Origin of the sequence: Burkholderia sp. BCC0397, from assembly GCF_902832865.1 — a bacterium.
In the GTDB taxonomy this organism is placed as follows: Bacteria; Pseudomonadota; Gammaproteobacteria; order Burkholderiales; family Burkholderiaceae; genus Burkholderia.
On record NZ_CADFDL010000007.1, the window covers coordinates 17,282 to 37,764 of the forward strand.

Consider the following 20,483-nt stretch of genomic DNA (forward strand, 5'->3'; position numbering starts at 1 on the left):
CGTTTTGCATGATCTTGAGTTCCTCCGCTCGCGATTACTGGGCCAGCGGCAGCTTCGACTGCGCGACGTGGGAGAGGAGGTTTTCCACGGAAACGTGCATCACGTCGGTGAAAGGCTTCGGATACAGGCCCATCAGCATCGTGAACGCGGCGAGCACGGCCAGCATCAGGAATTCGCGACGGCCGATGTCCTTCAGCTTGGCAACGTGATCGTTCGCCACCGCGCCGAAATACACGCGCTTGTACATCCACAGCGTGTAGGCCGCGCCGAGGATCAGCGTGAATGCCGCGCCGAATGCGATCCAGAAGTTGTACTGGACGGCCGCGAGAATCACCATGAATTCGCCGACGAAACCCGACGTACCCGGCAGGCCGCAGTTGGCCATCGAAAACAGCATCGCGAATGCCGCGAACTTCGGCATCACGTTCACGACGCCGCCGTAATCGGCGATCTGGCGCGAGTGCAAGCGGTCGTACAGCACGCCGATGCAGAGGAACATCGCGCCCGACACGAAGCCGTGCGAGATCATCTGGATGATCGCGCCTTCGACGCCGAGCTGGTTGAAGATGAAGAAGCCGAGCGTGACGAAGCCCATGTGCGCGATCGACGAATACGCGACCAGCTTCTTCATGTCGGCCTGCACCATCGCGACGAGGCCGATGTAGATCACCGCGATCAGCGACAGCGTGATCACGACGGGCGCCAGGAAGTGGCTCGCGTCAGGCGTGATCGGCAGCGAGAAGCGCAGGAAACCGTATGCGCCGAGCTTCAGCATGATCGCTGCCAGCACGACCGAGCCGCCCGTCGGCGCTTCCACGTGCGCGTCCGGCAGCCACGTGTGCACCGGCCACATCGGCACCTTCACCGCGAACGCGAGGAAGAACGCAATGAACAGCAGGATCTGCGGCGTCATCGCGATCTTCGCGTTCTGCCACGTCGCGAGATCGAACGAGTGCGTTTCCGTGTACAGGTAGATCAGCGCGACCAGCATCAGCAGCGAGCCGGCCAGCGTGTACAGGAAGAACTTGAACGCCGCATACACGCGGTTCGGACCGCCCCACACGCCGATGATGATGTACATCGGGATCAGGGTCGCCTCGAAGAACACGTAGAACAGCAGGCCGTCGGCCGACGAGAACACGCCGATCATGATCCCGGACAGGATCAGGAAGGCCGCGAGGTACTGCGCGACGTTCTCGGTAATCACTTCCCAGGCGGCGATCACGACGATCACCGTGATCAGCGCGGTCAGCACGACGAACCACATCGAGATGCCGTCGACGCCGAGGTGATACGAAATGTCGAAGCGTTCGATCCAGGTCGACTTCTCGACGAACTGCAGCGCAGCCGTGCTCGCGTCGAAGCCCGTGATCAGCGGGATCGTGACCGCGAGGCCGAGCAGCGCACCGATCAGCGCGACCCAGCGGGCCGTCCCCGGATTTTTGTCGTTACCCACCGCAAGCACGAGGAGGCCGAAAACGATCGGCAGCCAGATCGCGGTACTGAGAATCGGAAAAGCGTGCATTAGTGTTGTCTCCCCGCCTTATTTGCCGCCGAGCGTTACAAACAGGGTCAGGAGCCCCAGCATGCCGATGATCATGGCGAACGCGTAGTGATAGATGTAACCGGATTGGAGGAAGCGGATCACGCCGGCGAACCAGCCGATGAACCGGGCGCTGCCGTTGACGAGGCCGTCGATCACCACGACGTCACCCTCCTTCCACAGGCCGCGGCCGATCGCCACCGAACCGCGGGCGAACACCACTTCGTTGATCTTGTCCATGTAGTACTTGTTGTCCAGCAGCGTGTAGATCGGGCCGAACGCGCGGCGGATCGACGCCGGCAGTTCCGGACGCTTCAGGTACAGGAACCACGCGACGACGACACCGGCGAGCGCCAGCCACACCGGCAGGCCCGACACCGAGTGCAGGCCCATGCCGACCCAGCCGTGGAACTCTTCGGCCATCTCGGCCAGCGCCGGGTGGTTTTCGCCGATGAAGATCACCTTGTCGAATGCGACGCCGTGCTGGAAGAAGTCGCCGAACAGCATCGGGCTGATCGCGAACGCACCGATGATCACCGACGGGATCGCCAGCAGGACCAGCGGCACCCACACGACCCACGGGGTCTCGTGCGGCTCGTGCGCGTGGTCGTCATGACCGTGGCCATGGCCGTGGTCGTCGTGGCCGTGCGCGGCCGCCATGCCCATCGGCGATTCCGGATGCTTCGGCTTGCGGAAGCGCTCTTCGCCGTGGAACACCAGGAAGTACATGCGGAACGAGTACAGCGCCGTGACGAACACGCTCGCGACGACCGCGAAGTATGCGAAGCCCGAGCCCGGCAGGTGCGACAGCTTCACCGCGTCGATGATCGAGTCCTTCGAGTAGAAGCCCGAGAAGAACGGCGTACCGATCAGCGCGAGCGAACCGACGAGCGACGTGATCCACGTGATCGGCATGTACTTGCGCAGGCCGCCCATGTTGCGCATGTCCTGGTCGTGGTGCATGCCCATGATGACCGAGCCGGCGCCGAGGAACAGCAGCGCCTTGAAGAACGCGTGCGTCATCAGGTGGAACACGGCGACCGGGTAAGCGGACACGCCGAGCGCGACGGTCATGTAGCCGAGCTGCGACAGCGTCGAATACGCGACCACGCGCTTGATGTCGTTCTGGATGATGCCGAGGAAGCCCATGAACAGCGCCGTGATCGCGCCGATCACCGTGATGAACGACAGCGCGGTATCCGACAGTTCGAACAGCGGCGACATGCGCGACACCATGAAGATGCCGGCCGTGACCATCGTCGCCGCGTGAATCAGCGCCGAGATCGGGGTCGGGCCTTCCATCGAGTCCGGCAGCCACACGTGCAGCGGGAACTGCGCCGATTTACCCATCGCGCCGATGAACAGGCAGATACAGGCAACGGTCAGCAGGCCCCAATCGGTGCCCGGGAAGTGCAGGCTCGCGAGCTCCGCGCGCTTCGCGAACACTTCGCCGTAGTTCATCGAGCCGGCGAACGCGAGCAGCAGGCCGATGCCGAGCAGGAAGCCGAAGTCGCCCACGCGGTTCACGAGGAACGCCTTCATGTTCGCGTAGATCGCGCTCTCACGCGTGAAGTAGAAGCCGATCAGCAGGTACGACACCAGACCCACCGCTTCCCAGCCGAAGAACAGTTGCAGGAAGTTGTTGCTCATCACGAGCATCAGCATCGAGAACGTGAACAGCGAGATGTACGAGAAGAAGCGCTGGTAGCCGTCCTCTTCCGCCATGTAGCCGATCGTGTACACGTGCACCATCAGCGAGACGAAGGTCACGACGACCATCATCATCGCGGTCAGCGAATCGACGAGGAAGCCGACTTCGAGCTTCAGCGAGCCGACGTTCATCCATTCGTAGACGGTCGCGTTGAAGCTCGCGCCGCCCATCACGTCGAAGAAGACTTTCGCCGACAGGAGGAACGCGATCAATACGCCGAGGATCGTGATCCGGTGTGCGCCCTTGCGCCCGACTGCGTTCCCGAACAGCCCCGCAATCAGCGAGCCGGCCAGCGGAGCGAGCGGAATCGCCAGCAGCAGGTTTTCATTGAGTGTCGTTGACATAACAGCGTTGCCTGAAATTAACCTTTGAGCTGATCGAGATCCTCGACATTGATCGTGTCGAGCTTGCGGAACAGGGTCACCAGAATCGCGAGGCCGATCGCGGCTTCCGCTGCGGCGACGGTCAGCACGAAGAACACGAAGATCTGGCCGTGCACGTCGCCGAGGTAATGCGAGAACGCGACGAAGTTGGTATTCACCGCCAGCAGCATCAGTTCGATCGCCATCAGGATGATGATGATGTTGCGGCGGTTCAGGAAGATCCCGACGATCGCGATCGCAAAGAGGATCGCGCCGAGCACGAGGTAATGAGCAAGAGTCAACATGGTTTCCTTTTCCTCCGCTTAGCCGTTGGTGCCCGAACCGGCTTCGCTCTGCGCCGTTTCCGGCTCCGGCTTGTCCGCTTCCATCTTCACGAGGCGCACGCGGTCGTCGCGGCGCACCTTGACCTGATCCGACACGCGCTGGCGCTTGCTGTCCTTGCCCTTGCGCTCGGTCAGCCCGATCGCGGCAATGATCGCGACCAGCAGCACGAGGCCGGCGATTTCGAACGCGAAGATGTAGTCGGTGTAGATCACCTTGCCGATCAGGCGCGTGTTCGACCAGTTGGCCATCTCGCCCGTCGCCATCGCATGCACGGTGTGCGTGTCGCCGTAACCGCGCCACAGGATCAGCGCGGTTTCGATCACGATGATCGCGCCGACCACGGTTGCCATCGGCACGAAGCGCTTGAAGTCGCGGCGCAGGTAGTCGATGTTGATGTCCAGCATCATCACGACGAACAGGAACAGCACCATCACCGCGCCCACGTAGACCAGCACCAGCAGGATCGCGAGGAACTCCGCTTCCAGCAGCATCCAGATCGCGGCGGCGTTGAAGAACGCCAGCACAAGGAAAAGCGCAGACGCCACCGGGTTGCGCGAAGTGATCACCTTCAGCCCTGATACCACCAGGAGCAGCGCGAAGATGTAGAACAGTACGGTCGTGAATTCCATGATTACCGGTTCATCGTTAGGCCATAGTCAGGCGCGGCTTGCGGAACGCCCGCACCCGTCGCGGCGGCTCGGCCCGTTCATCGTTCATGCCGGGCCGGCACTGCAAACACAATCAACGATACGGCGCGTCGGCAGCCTTCGCCGCGGCGATGTCCTTCTCGTAGCGATCGCCCACCGCGAGCAGCATTTCCTTCGTGAAATACAGGTCGCCGCGCTTTTCGCCGTGGTACTCGAGAATCTGCGTCTCGACGATCGAATCGACCGGGCAGCTCTCTTCGCAGAAACCGCAGAAGATGCACTTCGTCAGGTCGATGTCGTAGCGCGTCGTGCGGCGTGTGTTGTCCGCGCGGGTTTCCGATTCGATCGTGATCGCCAGTGCGGGGCACACGGCCTCGCACAGCTTGCACGCGATGCAGCGCTCTTCGCCGTTCTCGTAGCGGCGCAGTGCATGCAGCCCGCGGAAACGCGGCGAAATCGGGGTCTTCTCTTCCGGGAACTGCACGGTGACCTTGCGCTTGAACGTGTAACGACCGGTCAGCGCGAGCCCTTTCAGCAGCTCGGTCAGGAAGAAGGTTTTAAAGAAGTGTTGGATAGCCGTCATGATTTCGTCCTTACTTCACCCAGATGTTCAGCGGCGACATCATCCAGAAGCCGACCACGACCACCCAGACCACCGTGACGGGCAGGAACACCTTCCAGCCCAGACGCATGATCTGGTCGTAACGGTAGCGCGGGAACGTCGCGCGGACCCAGATGAACACCGACAGCAGTGCGAAGACCTTCAGCACCAGCCAGAAGATGCCCGGGATGAACGACAGGAATTCGAACGGTGCGTCCCAGCCGCCGAGGAACAGCGTCGCAGCCAGCGCCGAGATCACGATCATGTTGATGTACTCGGCGAGGAAGAACAGCGCGAACGCCATGCCCGAGTAGTCGATCATGTGACCGGCGACGATTTCCGACTCCCCTTCCACCACGTCGAACGGGTGACGGTTCGTTTCGGCGATGCCCGAGATGAAGTAGACGACGAACGCCGGCAGCAGCGGCAGCCAGTTCCACGACAGGAAGTTCACGCCGTGGCCGGCGAAGAAGCCGTGCTGTTGCGAATTGACGATTTCCGACATGTTCAGGCTGCCGGCCGTCATCAGCACGAGCACCAGCGCGAAGCCCATCGAGATTTCGTACGAGACCATCTGCGCCGCGGCGCGCATCGCGCCGAGGAACGCGTACTTCGAGTTCGACGCCCAGCCCGCGAGGATCACCGCGTACACGCCGATCGACGAGATCGCCATCGCGTACAGCAGGCCCGCGTTGATGTTCGCGAGCACGGCCTGGGCCTGGAACGGGATCACGGCCCACACGGCGAACGCCGGCACGACGGTCATGACCGGCGCGATCAGGTACAGCCAGCGGCTGGCGGCGCTCGGCTGAATGACTTCCTTCAGCAGCAGCTTCAGCACGTCGGCGATCGGCTGCAGCAGGCCGCCGGGGCCGACGCGGTTCGGGCCGAGACGCACGTGCATCCAGCCGATCAGCTTGCGTTCCCACAGAATCAGGTACGCGACGCACAGCAGGATGACGACGGAGACGACGAGGATGCGCACGACTGCCCACACCGTCGGCCACGCGAAGCCGAGAAGCTCGGCCCCGCCCGCGTTGATCGTATCGAACAAGCTCATTTACGCCTTCTCCACCACCAGTTCACCGGACAGGCTGCCGAGCGCTGCGCCGGCAGGCGTCGCCGCCGACACGCGAACGACCGTCTCCGCAAGATTCGCGTCGCGCACGGCCGGCAACTGCACCGCACGCTCGCCCTGGCGCACGCGCACGGCGTCGCCTTCCTTCAAGCCCAGCTTGTCGAACAGCGCGGCCGGCAAGGCTGCGGCATTCGCCGCCTTCGCGGCGGCCGTCAGGTGCAGCGCACCTGCGCGGCGCACGAGCGCGTCGGCGTGATAGATCGGCACATCGGCCAGGCGCTCGAAACCGCCGTTCGCGGCATTCGCCGCGGCACGAGCCGGCGCGACCGACGTCTGGTTCGACAGGCGGCCCGCGAGGCCGGCTTCGCCGAGCGCGGCAAGACGTACTTCTTCCGCAGTCTCGTATTCGAAGTTCGGCAGGCCGAGCAGGCTGCCGAGCACGCGCAGCACCTTCCAGCCCGGACGCGTGTCGCCGAGCGGGCGCACGACGCCGTTGAAGCCCTGCACGGTGCCTTCGGCGTTGACGAACGTACCGGCCGTTTCGGTGAACGGCGCAACCGGCAGCAGCACGTCGGCGTAGTCGAGGCCGTGCTTGAACGGCGACATCACGACGACCATCTCCGCCTGGTTCAGCGCGGCCAGTGCCTGCGCCGGATCGGCGGTGTCGAATTCCGGTTCGACGTTCAGCAGCACGTAGCCCTTGCGCGGCTGCGCGAACGCTTCGCGTGCGTTCAGGCCGCCTTCACCCGGCAGTGCGCCGACGACGTGCGCGCCGACCGTGTTCGCCGCTTCCGTCAGGAAGCCGAACGTGGCGCCGGTGTTGTCGGCGATCCACTGCGCTACGGCGTGCAGCTTCGCGAATTGCGGATGACGGACCGCGACGTTGCCGAGCAGCACCGCACGGCGCTCGCCGTTCGCGAGCGACTGTGCGACAGCCTGGGCAGCGGCCGATGCGGTGACGCCCGCGAGCGCGTCGGGCAGCGCGACGCCGCGCAGTTGCGCGACGGCCGCGGCGATGCCGGCCAGCTCGTCGAGCCATGCGGACGGCGCGGCGACGATGCGTTGCGCGGTCGGGATCAGCGAATCGTCACCGGTCGCGTGCAGGAAGTGCAGCTTCGCGCCGTTCTTCGCAGCCTGACGCAGGCGCGATGCGAACAGCGGGTGGTCGCGGCGCAGGAACGAACCGACGACGAACGCGGCGTCCACGTTCGACAGATCTGCGATCGGCATGCCGAGCCACGGTGCGCCCTGCACCGGTGCCGAGAAATCCTGCTGACGCAGACGGAAGTCGACGTTCGGCGTCTTCAGTTCGTTGGCGAGCTGCTTCACGAGGAACAGCTCTTCCGCGGTGCTGTGTGCGCTCGCGAGCATCGCCAGCGCGTTCGCGCCGTGATCCGCGGCGATGCCCTTCAGGCCCTTCGCGACGTATTCGAGCGCGGTCTGCCAGTCGGTTTCGATCCACTGGCCGCCCTGCTTCAGCATCGGCTTCGTCAGGCGCTCTTCGCTGTTGAGGCCTTCATACGAGAAGCGATCCTTGTCCGAGATCCAGCACTCGTTGATGGCTTCGTTCTCGAACGGCAGCACGCGCATCACGCGGTTGTTCTTCACCTGCACGACGAGGTTCGCGCCGACGGAATCGTGCGGGCTCACCGACTTGCGGCGCGACAGTTCCCACGTACGGGCGCTGTAGCGGAACGGCTTGCTGGTCAGCGCGCCGACCGGGCACAGGTCGATCATGTTGCCCGACATTTCGGAATCGACCGTCTTGCCGACGAACGTCGTGATTTCCGAATGCTCGCCGCGGCCCAGCATGCCGAACTCCATCACGCCGGCGATTTCCTGGCCGAAGCGGACGCAGCGCGTGCAGTGGATGCAGCGCGACATTTCTTCCATCGAGATCAGCGGGCCCACGTTCTTGTGGAACACCACGCGCTTTTCTTCCGAGTAGCGCGACGACGACTTGCCGTAGCCGACCGCCAGATCCTGCAGCTGGCATTCGCCGCCCTGATCGCAGATCGGGCAATCGAGCGGGTGATTGATGAGGAGGAATTCCATCACCGACTGCTGCGCCTTCACAGCCTTGTCGGACTGCGTGCGGACGATCATGCCGGCCGACACGGGTGTCGCACAGGCAGGCACGGCCTTCGGCATCTTCTCGACTTCGACGAGACACATCCGGCAGTTGGCCGCAACCGACAGTTTCTTGTGATAGCAGAAGTGAGGAATGTACGTATCCGCCTTGTGCGCAGCCTGGATCACCATGCTGCCTTCGGGCACCTCGACCTTCTTGCCGTCTATTTCAAGTTCAACCATGATGGTGAATGGTCCTTAACCTATTTCCGCCCGTTCGCGCCTTGGCCCGACCGTGCGCTCAAATTCCGCAACCGGGTGCTCTTCAGGCTGCCGCCGCGTGCGCGTGGCCGCCGACCATGCAGTGCTTGTGCTCGACGTGGTACGCGAATTCGTCCCAGTAGTGCTTGAGCATCCCGCGTACCGGCATCGCCGCCGCATCGCCGAGCGCACAGATCGTGCGTCCCATGATGTTCTCGGCCACCGAGTTCAGCAGGTCCAGATCTTCCTGGCGCCCTTCGCCGTGCTCGATACGGTTCACGACGCGATACAGCCAGCCGGTGCCTTCACGGCACGGCGTGCACTGGCCGCACGATTCCTCGTAGTAGAAGTACGACAGGCGCAGCAGCGAGCGCACCATGCAGCGCGTCTCGTCCATCACGATCACCGCGCCGGAACCGAGCATCGAACCCGCCTTCGCGATCGAATCGTAGTCGAGATCCGTCTGCATCATGATGTCGCCCGGGATCACCGGCGCCGACGAACCGCCCGGAATCACGGCCTTGATCTTCTTGCCGCCGCGCATCCCGCCGGCGAGCTCCATCAGCGTCGCGAACGGCGTGCCGAGCGGCACTTCGTAGTTGCCCGGACGCTCGACGTCGCCCGACACCGAGAAAATCTTCGTGCCGCCGTTGTTCGGCTTGCCGATCTCGAGGTAATTCTGCGGCCCGATGGACAGCAGGAACGGCACCGCGGCGAACGTCTCGGTGTTGTTGATCGTGGTCGGCTTGCCGTACACGCCGAAGCTCGCCGGGAACGGCGGCTTGAAGCGCGGCTGGCCCTTCTTGCCTTCGAGCGACTCGAGCAGCGCCGTTTCCTCGCCGCAGATGTACGCGCCGTAACCGTGGTGCGCATGCAGCTGGAACGAGAATTCCGAGCCCATGATGTTGTCGCCGAGGAACCCGGCCGCGCGCGCTTCATCGAGCGCGGCTTCGAAGCGTCGATACACTTCGAAGATTTCGCCGTGGATGTAGTTGTAGCCGACGGTGATGCCCATCGCGTACGCGCCGATGGCCATGCCTTCGATCAGCGCGTGCGGGTTCCAGCGCAGGATGTCGCGATCCTTGAACGTGCCCGGCTCGCCTTCGTCCGAATTGCAGACGAGGTACTTCTGCCCCGGGAACTGGCGCGGCATGAAGCTCCACTTCAGGCCGGTCGGGAAGCCCGCACCGCCGCGGCCGCGCAGGCCCGACGCCTTCACGTCGGCGATCACCTGCTCGGGCGGAATCTTTTCTTCGAGAATACGGCGCAGCTGCTTGTAGCCGCCGCGCGCGACGTAATCTTCGAGGTGCCAGTTCTCGCCGTTCAGACCAGCGAGGATCAGCGGTTTGATGTGACGGTCGTGGAGGGACGTCATTTCGAGAGCTCCTCAAGCAGCTGGTCGATCTTCTCGCGGCTCATGAAGCTGCACATTCTGTGATTGTTCACCAGCAGCACCGGCGCATCGCCGCACGAGCCCATGCATTCGCCTTCCTTCAGCGTGAACTTGCCGTCGGGCGTGGTCTCGCCGAAGCCGATGCCCAGCTTCTGTTTCAGGTAGTCGGCAGTCGCTTCCGCGCCGCCGTGCGGGCCGAGCTGGCACGGCAGGTTCGTGCAGAGCGTGATCTTGTGCTTGCCGACCGGTTTGAGCTCGTACATCGTGTAGAACGTCGCGACTTCCTGCACGGCAACCGCCGGCATGCCGAGATAGTCCGCGACGAACTGCATCAGTTCGGGCGACAGCCAGCCGTGCTCTTCCTGAGCAACGGCCAACGCCGACATCACGGCGGACTGTTTCTGATCGGCGGGATACTTCGTCAACGCTCGATCGATTTCCTTCAGGCCTTCAGCTGAGATCATTTTCAGACACGACTCTTTCAATTCCTACCGAACGAACAACCTGCCGCACACTGGGGTGCATGGACGGCAGACCTGGCGCTCACTCTGTTGACAGCTTGCGAAGCCGCGCTGGTTCAGCGCATACCGCATGTGACTTCGCATGTGACTGACTGCTCGCCGCCCGCGCTCGCGGGCGGCGCAACCATTAGCGATCGATTTCGCCGAACACGATGTCCTGCGTACCGATGATCGTGACGGCGTCGGCGATCATGTGACCGCGCGCCATTTCGTCGAGCGACGCCAGGTGCGCGAAACCCGGCGCGCGAATCTTGAGGCGATACGGCTTGTTGGCGCCGTCGGACACGAGGTAGATGCCGAACTCACCCTTCGGATGCTCGACCGCCGCGTACGCTTCGCCTTCCGGCACATGGAAACCTTCGGTGAAGAGCTTGAAGTGGTGAATCAAGTCTTCCATGTTGGTCTTCATGCCGACGCGCGACGGCGGGGCAACCTTGTGATTGTCCGTCATCACCGGGCCCGGATTCTTGCGGAGCCACTCAATACACTGTTTCGCGATGCGGATCGACTGGCGCATTTCTTCGACGCGCACCAGATAGCGGTCGTAGCAATCGCCGTTCACGCCGACCGGCACGTCGAAATCCATCCGATCGTACACTTCGTAGGGCTGCTTCTTGCGCAGGTCCCATGCGATGCCCGAGCCGCGCAGCATCGGGCCCGTCAGGCCCATCTGCAGCGCACGTTCGGGGCTCACCACGCCGATCCCGACCAGACGCTGTTTCCAGATCCGGTTGTCGGTCAGCAGCGTTTCGTATTCGTCGACGCACTTCGGGAAGCGCGTGAAGAAATCGTCGATGAAGTCGAGCACCGAGCCGCTGCGCGCTTCGTTCATCTTCGCGAGCGCCTTCTCATTGCGAATCTTCGACGCCTTGTATTGCGGCATTGCGTCAGGCAGGTCGCGGTAGACGCCGCCCGGGCGATAGTACGCCGCGTGCATCCGGGCGCCGGACACCGCTTCGTACACGTCCATCAGGTCTTCGCGTTCGCGGAAGGCGTACAGGAACACGGCCATCGCGCCGACGTCGAGCGCGTGCGCGCCGATCCACATCAGGTGGTTCAGCACGCGCGTGATTTCGTCGAACAGCACGCGGATGTACTGCGCGCGCTCCGGCACGTCGATGCCGAGCAGCTTTTCGATCGCGAGCACGTAGCCGTGCTCGTTGACCATCATCGACACGTAGTCGAGACGGTCCATGTACGGCACGGACTGGATGAAGGTCTTGGATTCCGCGAGCTTTTCCGTCGCGCGGTGCAGCAGGCCGATGTGCGGATCGGCACGCTGGATGACTTCGCCGTCGAGCTCGAGCACGAGGCGCAGCACGCCGTGCGCTGCCGGATGCTGCGGGCCGAAGTTGAGCGTGTAGTTCTTGATTTCTGCCATGACGCCCCCTTAATGTTTCAGACCGCCATAGCGATCCTCGCGGATCACGCGCGGCGTGATTTCGCGCGGCTCGATCGTCACCGGCTGGTACACGACCCGCTTCTCTTCCGGGTCGTAACGCATTTCGACGTAGCCCGACACCGGGAAGTCCTTGCGGAACGGGTGACCGATGAAGCCGTAGTCGGTGAGGATGCGGCGCAGGTCGGGGTGGCCTTCGAACACGATGCCGTACAGGTCGAACGCTTCGCGCTCGTACCAGTTCGCCGAGGTCCAGATGTCGACCAGCGACGCCACGATCGGCAGATCGTCGTCCGGCGCGAATGCGCGCAGGCGCAGGCGCCAGTTGTTCGTGACCGACAGCAGGTGCGACACGGCCGCGAAGCGCGGACCGTCGTAGGCGCCGTCGCCGAAGGTCTGGTAGTCGACGCCGCAGAGGTCGATCAGTTGCTCGAATCGGAGCTTCGGATCGTCGCGCAGCGTCTTTGCGACTTCGAGGTAATCGCTCGCCTTCACGACGAGCGTCAGTTCACCGATCGCTTCGGTGAGGCTCACCACGCGCGCGCCGAGCGCGGCTTCGAGGTTTGCCTTCAGGGTCTCGATTTTGCTTGCCATATTGAGGGGACGCTCGGGGCTTTATTGACGGGCGATGGTATTGGTGCGGCGGATCTTCGCCTGAAGCTGGATCACGCCGTAGACCAGCGCCTCGGCCGTGGGCGGACAGCCCGGCACGTAGACGTCGACCGGCACGATCCGGTCGCAGCCGCGGACCACCGAGTACGAGTAGTGGTAGTAACCACCGCCGTTCGCGCACGACCCCATCGAGATCACCCAGCGCGGCTCGGCCATCTGGTCGTACACGCGGCGAAGCGCGGGCGCCATCTTGTTGCACAGCGTGCCGGCGACGATCATCACGTCCGACTGACGCGGGCTCGGACGGAATACGACGCCGAACCGGTCCAGATCGTAACGGGCCGCACCCGCATGCATCATCTCGACGGCGCAACACGCGAGCCCGAACGTCATCGGCCACAGCGAGCCGGTACGCGTCCAGTTGATCAGCTTGTCAGCCGTCGTGGTGACAAACCCTTCCTTCAAGACCCCTTCGATACTCATTTGCTTTCCACTCCAGACGAGCGACCGAGCGTGGCCGCTCATGCAAACCGGCGATTAACCCATCACTCCCAGTCGAGCCCGCCTTTCTTCCAGATATAGGCAAAGCCCAGCAGGAATTCGAGCAGAAAAATCATCATTGCGATGAAACCCGGCCAGCCGATGTCCCGGAGCGCGACGCCCCACGGGAACAGGAATGCGGTTTCGAGATCGAAGATGATGAACAGGATGGCGACGAGGTAATACCGAACGTCGAATTTCATCCGGGCGTCTTCAAAGGCTTCGAAGCCGCACTCGTATGGTGCGTTCTTCTCGACGTCCGGCTTGTTGGGACCAAGGAGCTTGCCGATGCTGACCAGCGCTATACCTAAACCAGTGCCCACGAGGAGGAACAACAAGACGGGGTAATAGGCTGCGAGGTTCAAGGCAATCCTCTATCGGTTGGTTCTGAGCGTCCGGAGAATACCACTTCCGGAGGAAGGAATCATTTCGGAGTCCCGGCGATCGCAAGACAATCGCAAGCGCACCCCACAAATGAAAAATGCCAGCCACTAGAAGCGGCTGGCATTGAGTAACTTTGGTGCCGACGGCGAGACTCGAACTCGCACAGCTTTCGCCACTACCCCCTCAAGATAGCGTGTCTACCAATTTCACCACGTCGGCACTGCATGCAACTCGGGTTGTGCTGCTTGTTCCCGCGAATCGCTTCAAGAATTAAATTCTAACCCGAGTTCCAGATTTGTTCAACGCACAACCGCAAAAAATTGACTTTTTATTTCGGGACATCCTGGCCCGGCGCGCTTGCGGCCGAACCGGCGGCAGCGGACGCCGCGACGGCTGGCGCCGATGCTGCGGAGGTCGATGCCGGCGCAGTCACGGCCGCGCCGAGCACGCCTGCCGACGGCGTCGACTTGTACGAACCGAGGTACGTCAGCGCGAGCGTCGCGACGAAGAAGATCGCCGCGAGAATGCCCGTCGTGCGCGACAGGAAGTTCGCCGAACCCGTCGCACCGAACAGGCTGCCCGACGCGCCGCTGCCGAATGCAGCGCCCATGTCGGCACCCTTGCCGTGCTGCAGCAGCACGAGCCCAATCACACCGAGTGCAGACAGCACCTGCACCACAATAATCAGCGTCTTGAATAACAGCATCACACCCACCCGATTGGATCGGGCGACCGGACCGACCGGCCGCCTTCATGGTTCAATTCGATCTCGGACCGCTCAACGCGCGGCCCGGCAGATCGCCAGGAAATCTTCCGCCTTCAGCGACGCGCCGCCGATCAGGCCGCCGTCGATGTCCGGCTGCGCGAACAGCTCTTCCGCGTTGTCCGGCTTCACGCTGCCGCCGTACAGCACGGACACGTCCGCCGCACCCTTTGCCGCGAGACGCGTACGCAGGAACGCGTGCACGTCCTGCGCCTGCGCCGACGTCGCGCTCTTGCCCGTGCCGATCGCCCAGACCGGCTCGTACGCGACGACGATGCGGGCGGCTTCGTCGGCCGTCAGCACGGCCAGCACCGCGTCGAGCTGCGCCCCGACGACCTGCTCGGTCGCACCCGACTCGCGCTCGTCGAGCGTCTCGCCGACGCACACGACCGGCGTGAGACCTGCCGCGAGCGCGCGTTGCGCTTTCGCCGCGACCGTCTCGCTGCTTTCGCCGTGATACGCGCGACGCTCCGAATGGCCGACGATCGCATACTGCGCGCCGAACTCCGCCACCATCGCAGCCGCCACCTCACCGGTGAACGCGCCCTGCTCGTGCGCGGACACGTCCTGCGCACCGAACGCGACCCGGCCACCGCCGAGCTGCGCCTGAACCTGCGCGAGATACGGGAACGGCACGCACACGCCGATCGACGTTTCAGCCGCCACCGCGCCCGCACCCTGCACCACTTCGTTCAGCAGCGCCTGGTTGCCGGCCAGCCGGCCGTGCATCTTCCAGTTGCCGATCACTCGCTTTGTTCGTTGTTTCGACATCGTGTCCGTCTCGTCACTATCTTGTCATTAACGTACCGGAACCCGGCCGTCAGGTTGGATCTGGCGAAGCAAACCCGCGATTTTACTGCGCGCGGCTTGAACCGGTCAAACCGCGCATGTCAAGCCCGCCGCGCGGGCCGTCACGCGTTCGCGCCCCAATCAAGCACGATCTTGCCGATGTGCTCGCCGCTCTCCATCAGCGCATGCGCCTGCGCGGCCTCGCCGGCCGGCAGCACACGATAGATCACGGGCTTGATGCGACCGTCGGCCAGCAGCGGCCACACGCGCGCCTTCAACTGCGCGGCGATGCGCGCCTTGAATTCGACCGGGCGCGGGCGCAGCGTCGAACCCGTCACCGTCAGCCGGCGGCGCAGGATCTCGTTCAGGTTGACCTCGGCCTTCGCGCCGCCGAGCAGCGCGATCAGCACGAGACGGCCGCCGTCCGCGAGCGCGGACAGCTCGCGCGGCACGTACGAGCCCGCCACCATGTCGAGGATCACGTCGACGCCGCGATCGTGCGTCAGCGACTTCACGACTTCGACGAAGTCTTCGGTCTTGTAGTTGATCGCGCGCTCGGCGCCGAGCGCCTCGCACGCACGGCACTTGTCGGCGGTGCCGGCCGTCGCGAACACGCGAAAGCCGAGCGCATGCGCGATCTGGATCGCCGTCACGCCGATGCCGCTCGAGCCGCCCTGCACGAGCAGCGTCTCCTGCTCACCGCCCTCGCCCGCGCCGAGCTGCGCACGGTCGAACACGTTGCTCCACACGGTGAAAAACGTTTCGGGCAACGATGCGGCCTCGATATCGGTGAGGCCGCCGGGCACCGGCAGACACTGCGGCAGCGGCGCGACCGCATATTCGGCATAGCCGCCGCCCGCGAGCAACGCGCACACGCGATCGCCGAGCTTCAGGCCGAACGGGTTCAGCGCCGCATCCGACAAATCGCCGCCGACGATCTCGCCCGCGACCTCGAGGCCCGGCAGATCCGACGCGCCCGGCGGCGGCGCATAGGCGCCCTTGCGCTGAAACACGTCGGGCCGGTTCACGCCGGAAGCCGCCACCTTGATCAGCACCTCGCCGCGCTTCGGTTCGGGGCGCGGACGCTCCGCGAGCTTCAGCACGTCGGGGGCGCCGAATTCGGTGATTTCGATGGCTTTCATGGTGAAAATCGCTCCAGGATCGGAATCGGATGGCATGCCCGTGCGCACGGCGCGGGCGCCTCGCCGGCGCTGCTGCGCCGCACAACGATGCTACAGAAAAAACGGCCGGCACGCTTTCGCTCTGCCGGCCGTTCTCACGCCTGTCCGCTTACTGCTGCGGCGGCGTATCCGACTGCGACGCCGCCGCTGCTTCGTTCAGCAGCGCCTTCGCCGACAGACGCACGCGACCCTTCTCGTCCGTCTGGATCACCTTGACCTTGACCTGCTGGCCTTCCTTCAGGTAGTCGTTGATGTCCTTCACGCGCTCGTTGACGATTTCCGAGATGTGCAGCAGGCCGTCCTTGCCCGGCAGCAGGTTCACGATCGCGCCGAAATCGAGCAGCTTGAGCACCGTGCCTTCGTACACCTGGCCGACTTCGATTTCAGCCGTGATCTGCTCGATGCGCTTCTTCGCTTCGGCCATGCCTTCGCTGCTCGTGCTCGCGATCGTCACGACGCCGTCATCCGAGATGTCGATGGTCGTGCCCGTTTCTTCCGTCAGCGCACGGATCACCGAACCGCCCTTGCCGATCACGTCGCGGATCTTTTCCGGGTTGATCTTGACCGTGATCATGCGCGGCGCGAATTCCGACAGTTGCGTGTTCGCACCCGACACCGCCGACGTCATCTTGCCGAGGATGTGCATGCGGCCTTCCTTCGCCTGCGCGAGCGCGACCTGCATGATTTCCTTCGTGATGCCCTGGATCTTGATGTCCATCTGCAGCGCCGTCACGCCTTGCTCCGTGCCGGCCACCTTGAAGTCCATGTCGCCGAGGTGATCTTCGTCGCCGAGGATGTCGGTCAGCACCGCGAACTTGTTGTCTTCGAGGATCAGGCCCATCGCGATACCCGCGACGTGTGCCTTCATCGGCACGCCGGCGTCCATCAGCGCGAGGCAGCCGCCGCACACCGATGCCATCGACGACGAACCGTTCGATTCGGTGATTTCCGACACGACGCGGATCGAGTAGCCGAATTCGTCGGCGCTCGGCAGGCACTTGACCAGCGCGCGCTTCGCGAGGCGGCCGTGGCCGACTTCGCGACGCTTCGGCGAGCCGACGCGGCCCGTTTCGCCGGTCGCGAACGGGGGCATGTTGTAGTGGAGCATGAAGCGCTCGCGGTATTCGCCTTCGAGCGCGTCGATGATCTGCTCGTCACCCTTCGTGCCGAGCGTCGCGACGACCAGCGCCTGCGTCTCGCCGCGCGTGAACAGCGCCGAGCCGTGGGTACGCGGCAGCACGCCGGTGCGGATCTCGATCGGGCGCACGGTGCGCGTGTCGCGGCCGTCGATACGCGGCTCGCCGTTCAGGATCTGCGAACGGACGATCTTCGCTTCGATGTCGAACAGCACGTTGCCGACCGTGGCCTTGTCGGCCGCGACCGTACCGGCCGCCAGCGCGTCTTCCTCGAGCTTCGCCGAGGTCGCCGCGTAGACTTCCTTCAGCTTCGCCGAACGCGCCTGCTTGTCGCGGAGCTGGTAAGCGGCGAGCAGATCGTTCTGCGCCAGTTCGGTCACGCGCGCGATCAGCGCCTCGTTCTTCGGCGCCGGCTGCCAGTCCCACTCGGGCTTGCCGCCGTCGCGCACCAGTTCGTGGATCGCGTCGATCGCGACCTGCATCTGCTCGTGCCCGAACACCACGGCGCCCAGCATCACCTCTTCCGTCAGCTGGTCGGCTTCCGACTCGACCATCAGCACGGCGCGCTCCGTACCCGCGACGACGAGGTCGAGGCTCGATGCCTTGAGCTGGTCACGCGTCGGGTTCAGCACGTATGCGTTGTCGATGTACGCGACGCGCGCGGCACCGACCGGGCCGTTGAACGGCAGGCCCGACACGGCGAGCGCAGCCGATGCGCCGATCAAAGCGGGGATGTCCGCCGGGATTTCCGGGTTCACGGACAGCACGTGGATCACGACCTGGACTTCGTTGTAGAAGCCTTCCGGGAACAGCGGACGCAGCGGACGGTCGATCAGGCGCGACGTCAGCGTCTCGTGCTCCGACGGACGGCCTTCGCGGCGGAAGAAGCCGCCGGGGATCTTGCCGGCCGAGTAGGTCTTCTCGAGGTAGTCGACGGTCAGCGGGAAGAAATCCTGGCCCGGCTTCGCCGACTTCGCGCCGACGACGGTTGCCAGCACGACGGTGTCTTCGACATCGACGATCACGGCGCCGCTCGCCTGGCGAGCGACTTCACCGGTTTCGAGGCGCACCTTGTGCTGGCCCCATTGGAATTCCTTCACGACCTTGTTGAACATGGACATGGTTGCTCCTTTGTATTCATGCATTTCATTCGCCGCGCCGGCCATCCCGCGCGGCGGCGTCCCGACCGAATCACCCGGAGCAAGGTGTGTTTTTTATGCCATTCCAGCGCGGCGCTCATGCAGCGACGCGCTGGAATGACACAAATCCTGCCCCGGTATCGGTCGTGGCGGCCGCCCCGCACGAACGTGCCGGACAGCCTGCGATGCGTGTGACGCTACGCACCGCGCAAAAACAAAATGCCTGTATCAGCGGACTGACACAGGCATCTTGCTGGCGGCAATCGCCTCGATTACTTACGCAGACCCAGCTTCTCGATCAGCGCGCGGTAACGGTCGGCATCCTTGCCCTTGAGGTAGTCGAGCAGCTTGCGGCGGCGGCTCACCATGCGCAGCAGGCCGCGGCGGCTGTGGTGATCCTTCGCGTGGGTCTTGAAGTGACCCGTCAGTTCGACGATACGTGCGGTCAGCAGTGCGACCTGGACTTCGGGCGACCCCGTGTCGTTGGTACCGCGGGCGAACTGAGCAACGACTTCCGACTTCTTGATATCTGCAACAGACATGTGATTTCCTTTCTAACTGAACAGGCGGACACGGAAGAATGGCCGTGCCGTGACTTACAACCGGCGCGCATTGTAGCACAATTCGGTGCCGTTCTTACCGCCTCCTGTCACGGACGCGTCATCGAGCACGTCGACGGCAGCTCCGTGCGCGGCGCCGGCACCGCGAGCACCGTCCGGAAGCCGTAGCCCGACCCTTCGTTGTCGAAGCGCACGCCCGGCGTGCCGGCCTTGTCCATTTCCATCACGTAAAGGGGCTGGATCAGCTGGTGATCCTGCGCGCGCATCCGCGACGCGTGGAAGCCGTCGTCGAACGACAGGCCCTCGAGCGCACGCGCGACCGCGACCGGGTCGGCCGAACCCGCGCGGGTCATCGCGGCGGCCAGCATCTCGATCATCTGGCTCATCCGCCGCACCGGATAGTCGTCCTGCGCGGCCGGGAAACGGGCCCGGAACGCACGGTAGAACGCGTCGGATTTGGCGCCGCCCGCGTTCGGGTGCCAGTCGGCCACGGCCACCACACGGCCGACGCCCGCGTCGCCCAGGGCCGCCGGCGCGCCGAGGCTGTTGCCGTAGAACGTATAGAACTTCGCGTCGAGCCCCTGTTCGCGCGCTGCCTTCACGAGCAGCGTGAGGTCGTTGCCCCAGTTGCCGGTCACGACGGCGTCCGCGCCGCTCGCGCGAATCTTCGCGATATACGGCGAGAAATCCTTGATCCGGCCGATCGGGTGGAATTCGTCACCGGCGATCGTCACGTCCGGGCGCCGCGCGGCCAGCGCCTGCCGCGCGAGAATGCTGACGTCGTGGCCGAAGCTGTAGTCCTGGTTCAACAGATAGACCTTGCGCAGCGCGCGATCGCGCGCCATCACGTCCGCGAGCGCGGCCATCCGCATGCCGGCGTGCGCATCGAAGCGGAAATGCCAGAAACTGCAGCGCGCGCCGGTCAGCGCCGGATCGTCGGCCGAGTAGTTCAGGAACAGCATCCGGTTGTCCGGATCGCGTGCGTTCAGCTTGTCGAGCGCCGCGACGAGCGCGGCCGCGACAGCCGAGCTATTGCCCTGCGCGACGAAGCCGATATGGCGGTCGGCGGCCGCGCGCAACTGCACAAGCGCCTCCTCCGGGCTACCCTTGCTGTCGAGCACGACGAGTTCGAGCGGGTGCGCGCCGTCGCGCAGCTTCACGCCGCCCGCCGCATTGACCTGCTCGACGCCGAAGCGCAGGTTGCGCTCCACCGCCGCGCCCGCGTTCGCGAACGGACCCGACATCCCTTCGATCAGTGCGATCCGCACCGGCTCGCCGCCGGCAAATGCGGACGACACCAGCATCCACCCCGCGCTCCACGCGAGCGCGCATCGCTTCCACCCCTGCATCGGCCACCTGCCCTTCAATCTGCCCGAGAAGCGCGGATCATAGGCCGGTGCGCCCGCCGCCCGCAAGCGCGGCAGCCCGCGATCCGCACCGATTTTTTC

At 64.3% G+C, this 20,483-nt stretch carries 19 protein-coding genes and 1 tRNA gene; all 20 read right to left on the minus strand.

Annotation, left to right across the window (positions count from 1 at the left end):
* Positions 1 to 34: 34 nt before the first annotated feature.
* Positions 35 to 1,525 carry an NADH-quinone oxidoreductase subunit M gene (locus HWX03_RS21390; protein WP_175822369.1) on the minus strand — a complete coding sequence of 497 codons (1,491 nt, stop codon included), beginning with the start codon at positions 1,523 to 1,525 and terminating at the stop codon, positions 35 to 37.
* An 18-nt stretch (positions 1,526 to 1,543) separates the two neighbouring features.
* The gene (nuoL, locus tag HWX03_RS21395; RefSeq protein WP_175872607.1) at positions 1,544 to 3,598 is read right to left on the minus strand and encodes an NADH-quinone oxidoreductase subunit L; all 2,055 of its coding nucleotides are present in this window, start codon (positions 3,596 to 3,598) and stop codon (positions 1,544 to 1,546) included.
* Positions 3,599 to 3,615: 17 nt separating this feature from the next.
* A complete protein-coding gene (nuoK, locus tag HWX03_RS21400) occupies positions 3,616 to 3,921 on the minus strand; it encodes an NADH-quinone oxidoreductase subunit NuoK (RefSeq protein ID WP_004185739.1) in 306 nt (101 codons plus the stop codon).
* A gap of 18 nt (positions 3,922 to 3,939) precedes the next feature.
* Positions 3,940 to 4,590: an NADH-quinone oxidoreductase subunit J gene (locus tag HWX03_RS21405; RefSeq protein WP_174388177.1), complete on the minus strand. Its 651-nt coding sequence runs from the start codon at positions 4,588 to 4,590 to the stop codon at positions 3,940 to 3,942.
* A gap of 112 nt (positions 4,591 to 4,702) precedes the next feature.
* Complete coding sequence (gene nuoI / locus HWX03_RS21410) at positions 4,703 to 5,191, minus strand: NADH-quinone oxidoreductase subunit NuoI (protein WP_124453079.1); 489 nt, start codon at positions 5,189 to 5,191, stop codon at positions 4,703 to 4,705.
* A gap of 10 nt (positions 5,192 to 5,201) precedes the next feature.
* Positions 5,202 to 6,269 carry an NADH-quinone oxidoreductase subunit NuoH gene (gene nuoH, locus HWX03_RS21415; RefSeq protein WP_174388178.1) on the minus strand — a complete coding sequence of 356 codons (1,068 nt, stop codon included), beginning with the start codon at positions 6,267 to 6,269 and terminating at the stop codon, positions 5,202 to 5,204.
* On the minus strand, positions 6,270 to 8,600 hold the full coding sequence (gene nuoG / locus HWX03_RS21420; protein WP_175872608.1) for an NADH-quinone oxidoreductase subunit NuoG: 2,331 nt from the start codon (positions 8,598 to 8,600) through the stop codon (positions 6,270 to 6,272).
* An 82-nt stretch (positions 8,601 to 8,682) separates the two neighbouring features.
* Positions 8,683 to 9,993, minus strand: a complete 1,311-nt coding sequence (gene nuoF, locus HWX03_RS21425; RefSeq protein WP_006478267.1) for an NADH-quinone oxidoreductase subunit NuoF — start codon at positions 9,991 to 9,993, stop codon at positions 8,683 to 8,685.
* On the minus strand, positions 9,990 to 10,475 hold the full coding sequence (gene nuoE / locus HWX03_RS21430; protein ID WP_006478266.1) for an NADH-quinone oxidoreductase subunit NuoE: 486 nt from the start codon (positions 10,473 to 10,475) through the stop codon (positions 9,990 to 9,992). The genes nuoF and nuoE overlap by 4 nt, the downstream gene beginning before the upstream one ends.
* Before the next feature lie 184 nt (positions 10,476 to 10,659).
* On the minus strand, positions 10,660 to 11,913 hold the full coding sequence (locus HWX03_RS21435) for an NADH-quinone oxidoreductase subunit D (RefSeq protein WP_034184888.1): 1,254 nt from the start codon (positions 11,911 to 11,913) through the stop codon (positions 10,660 to 10,662).
* A gap of 9 nt (positions 11,914 to 11,922) precedes the next feature.
* Positions 11,923 to 12,525, minus strand: a complete 603-nt coding sequence (locus HWX03_RS21440; RefSeq protein WP_006478264.1) for an NADH-quinone oxidoreductase subunit C — start codon at positions 12,523 to 12,525, stop codon at positions 11,923 to 11,925.
* A gap of 21 nt (positions 12,526 to 12,546) precedes the next feature.
* The gene (locus tag HWX03_RS21445; RefSeq protein ID WP_006398799.1) at positions 12,547 to 13,026 is read right to left on the minus strand and encodes an NADH-quinone oxidoreductase subunit B; all 480 of its coding nucleotides are present in this window, start codon (positions 13,024 to 13,026) and stop codon (positions 12,547 to 12,549) included.
* A gap of 62 nt (positions 13,027 to 13,088) precedes the next feature.
* On the minus strand, positions 13,089 to 13,448 hold the full coding sequence (locus tag HWX03_RS21450; protein ID WP_006398798.1) for an NADH-quinone oxidoreductase subunit A: 360 nt from the start codon (positions 13,446 to 13,448) through the stop codon (positions 13,089 to 13,091).
* Between the two features lie 153 nt (positions 13,449 to 13,601).
* Positions 13,602 to 13,686 (minus strand) — tRNA-Leu (locus tag HWX03_RS21455).
* A 109-nt stretch (positions 13,687 to 13,795) separates the two neighbouring features.
* The gene (gene secG / locus HWX03_RS21460) at positions 13,796 to 14,173 is read right to left on the minus strand and encodes a preprotein translocase subunit SecG (protein WP_174388180.1); all 378 of its coding nucleotides are present in this window, start codon (positions 14,171 to 14,173) and stop codon (positions 13,796 to 13,798) included.
* 72 nt (positions 14,174 to 14,245) lie between these two features.
* Positions 14,246 to 15,001, minus strand: coding sequence for a triose-phosphate isomerase (gene tpiA, locus HWX03_RS21465; protein ID WP_124679318.1), 756 nt, complete (start codon positions 14,999 to 15,001; stop codon positions 14,246 to 14,248).
* A gap of 140 nt (positions 15,002 to 15,141) precedes the next feature.
* Entirely contained in the window at positions 15,142 to 16,161 is a 1,020-nt protein-coding gene (locus HWX03_RS21470) for an NAD(P)H-quinone oxidoreductase (protein WP_175872609.1), read from the minus strand.
* A 148-nt stretch (positions 16,162 to 16,309) separates the two neighbouring features.
* Positions 16,310 to 18,457 (minus strand): polyribonucleotide nucleotidyltransferase, encoded by a 2,148-nt coding sequence (pnp, locus tag HWX03_RS21475; protein WP_174388182.1) that lies wholly within the window; start codon positions 18,455 to 18,457, stop codon positions 16,310 to 16,312.
* A 290-nt stretch (positions 18,458 to 18,747) separates the two neighbouring features.
* Positions 18,748 to 19,017: a 30S ribosomal protein S15 gene (gene rpsO / locus HWX03_RS21480; RefSeq protein WP_006398792.1), complete on the minus strand. Its 270-nt coding sequence runs from the start codon at positions 19,015 to 19,017 to the stop codon at positions 18,748 to 18,750.
* Between the two features lie 107 nt (positions 19,018 to 19,124).
* Positions 19,125 to 20,384 carry a branched-chain amino acid ABC transporter substrate-binding protein gene (locus HWX03_RS21485; RefSeq protein ID WP_175872785.1) on the minus strand — a complete coding sequence of 420 codons (1,260 nt, stop codon included), beginning with the start codon at positions 20,382 to 20,384 and terminating at the stop codon, positions 19,125 to 19,127.
* Between the last annotated feature and the right edge of the window lie 99 nt (positions 20,385 to 20,483).

What these genes read in the sequence shown, in the direction of transcription:
- HWX03_RS21390 (WP_175822369.1), bottom strand. Translation starts at nt 1,525, where the DNA reads ATGCACGCTTTTCCGATTCTCAGTACCGCGATCTGGCTGCCGATCGTT.
- nuoL (WP_175872607.1), bottom strand. Translation starts at nt 3,598, where the DNA reads ATGTCAACGACACTCAATGAAAACCTGCTGCTGGCGATTCCGCTCGCT.
- nuoK (WP_004185739.1), bottom strand. Translation starts at nt 3,921, where the DNA reads ATGTTGACTCTTGCTCATTACCTCGTGCTCGGCGCGATCCTCTTTGCG.
- HWX03_RS21405 (WP_174388177.1), bottom strand. Translation starts at nt 4,590, where the DNA reads ATGGAATTCACGACCGTACTGTTCTACATCTTCGCGCTGCTCCTGGTG.
- nuoI (WP_124453079.1), bottom strand. Translation starts at nt 5,191, where the DNA reads ATGACGGCTATCCAACACTTCTTTAAAACCTTCTTCCTGACCGAGCTG.
- nuoH (WP_174388178.1), bottom strand. Translation starts at nt 6,269, where the DNA reads ATGAGCTTGTTCGATACGATCAACGCGGGCGGGGCCGAGCTTCTCGGC.
- nuoG (WP_175872608.1), bottom strand. Translation starts at nt 8,600, where the DNA reads ATGGTTGAACTTGAAATAGACGGCAAGAAGGTCGAGGTGCCCGAAGGC.
- nuoF (WP_006478267.1), bottom strand. Translation starts at nt 9,993, where the DNA reads ATGACGTCCCTCCACGACCGTCACATCAAACCGCTGATCCTCGCTGGT.
- nuoE (WP_006478266.1), bottom strand. Translation starts at nt 10,475, where the DNA reads ATGATCTCAGCTGAAGGCCTGAAGGAAATCGATCGAGCGTTGACGAAG.
- HWX03_RS21435 (WP_034184888.1), bottom strand. Translation starts at nt 11,913, where the DNA reads ATGGCAGAAATCAAGAACTACACGCTCAACTTCGGCCCGCAGCATCCG.
- HWX03_RS21440 (WP_006478264.1), bottom strand. Translation starts at nt 12,525, where the DNA reads ATGGCAAGCAAAATCGAGACCCTGAAGGCAAACCTCGAAGCCGCGCTC.
- HWX03_RS21445 (WP_006398799.1), bottom strand. Translation starts at nt 13,026, where the DNA reads ATGAGTATCGAAGGGGTCTTGAAGGAAGGGTTTGTCACCACGACGGCT.
- secG (WP_174388180.1), bottom strand. Translation starts at nt 14,173, where the DNA reads ATGCTGTTATTCAAGACGCTGATTATTGTGGTGCAGGTGCTGTCTGCA.
- tpiA (WP_124679318.1), bottom strand. Translation starts at nt 15,001, where the DNA reads ATGTCGAAACAACGAACAAAGCGAGTGATCGGCAACTGGAAGATGCAC.
- HWX03_RS21470 (WP_175872609.1), bottom strand. Translation starts at nt 16,161, where the DNA reads ATGAAAGCCATCGAAATCACCGAATTCGGCGCCCCCGACGTGCTGAAG.
- pnp (WP_174388182.1), bottom strand. Translation starts at nt 18,457, where the DNA reads ATGTCCATGTTCAACAAGGTCGTGAAGGAATTCCAATGGGGCCAGCAC.
- rpsO (WP_006398792.1), bottom strand. Translation starts at nt 19,017, where the DNA reads ATGTCTGTTGCAGATATCAAGAAGTCGGAAGTCGTTGCTCAGTTCGCC.
- HWX03_RS21485 (WP_175872785.1), bottom strand. Translation starts at nt 20,384, where the DNA reads ATGCAGGGGTGGAAGCGATGCGCGCTCGCGTGGAGCGCGGGGTGGATG.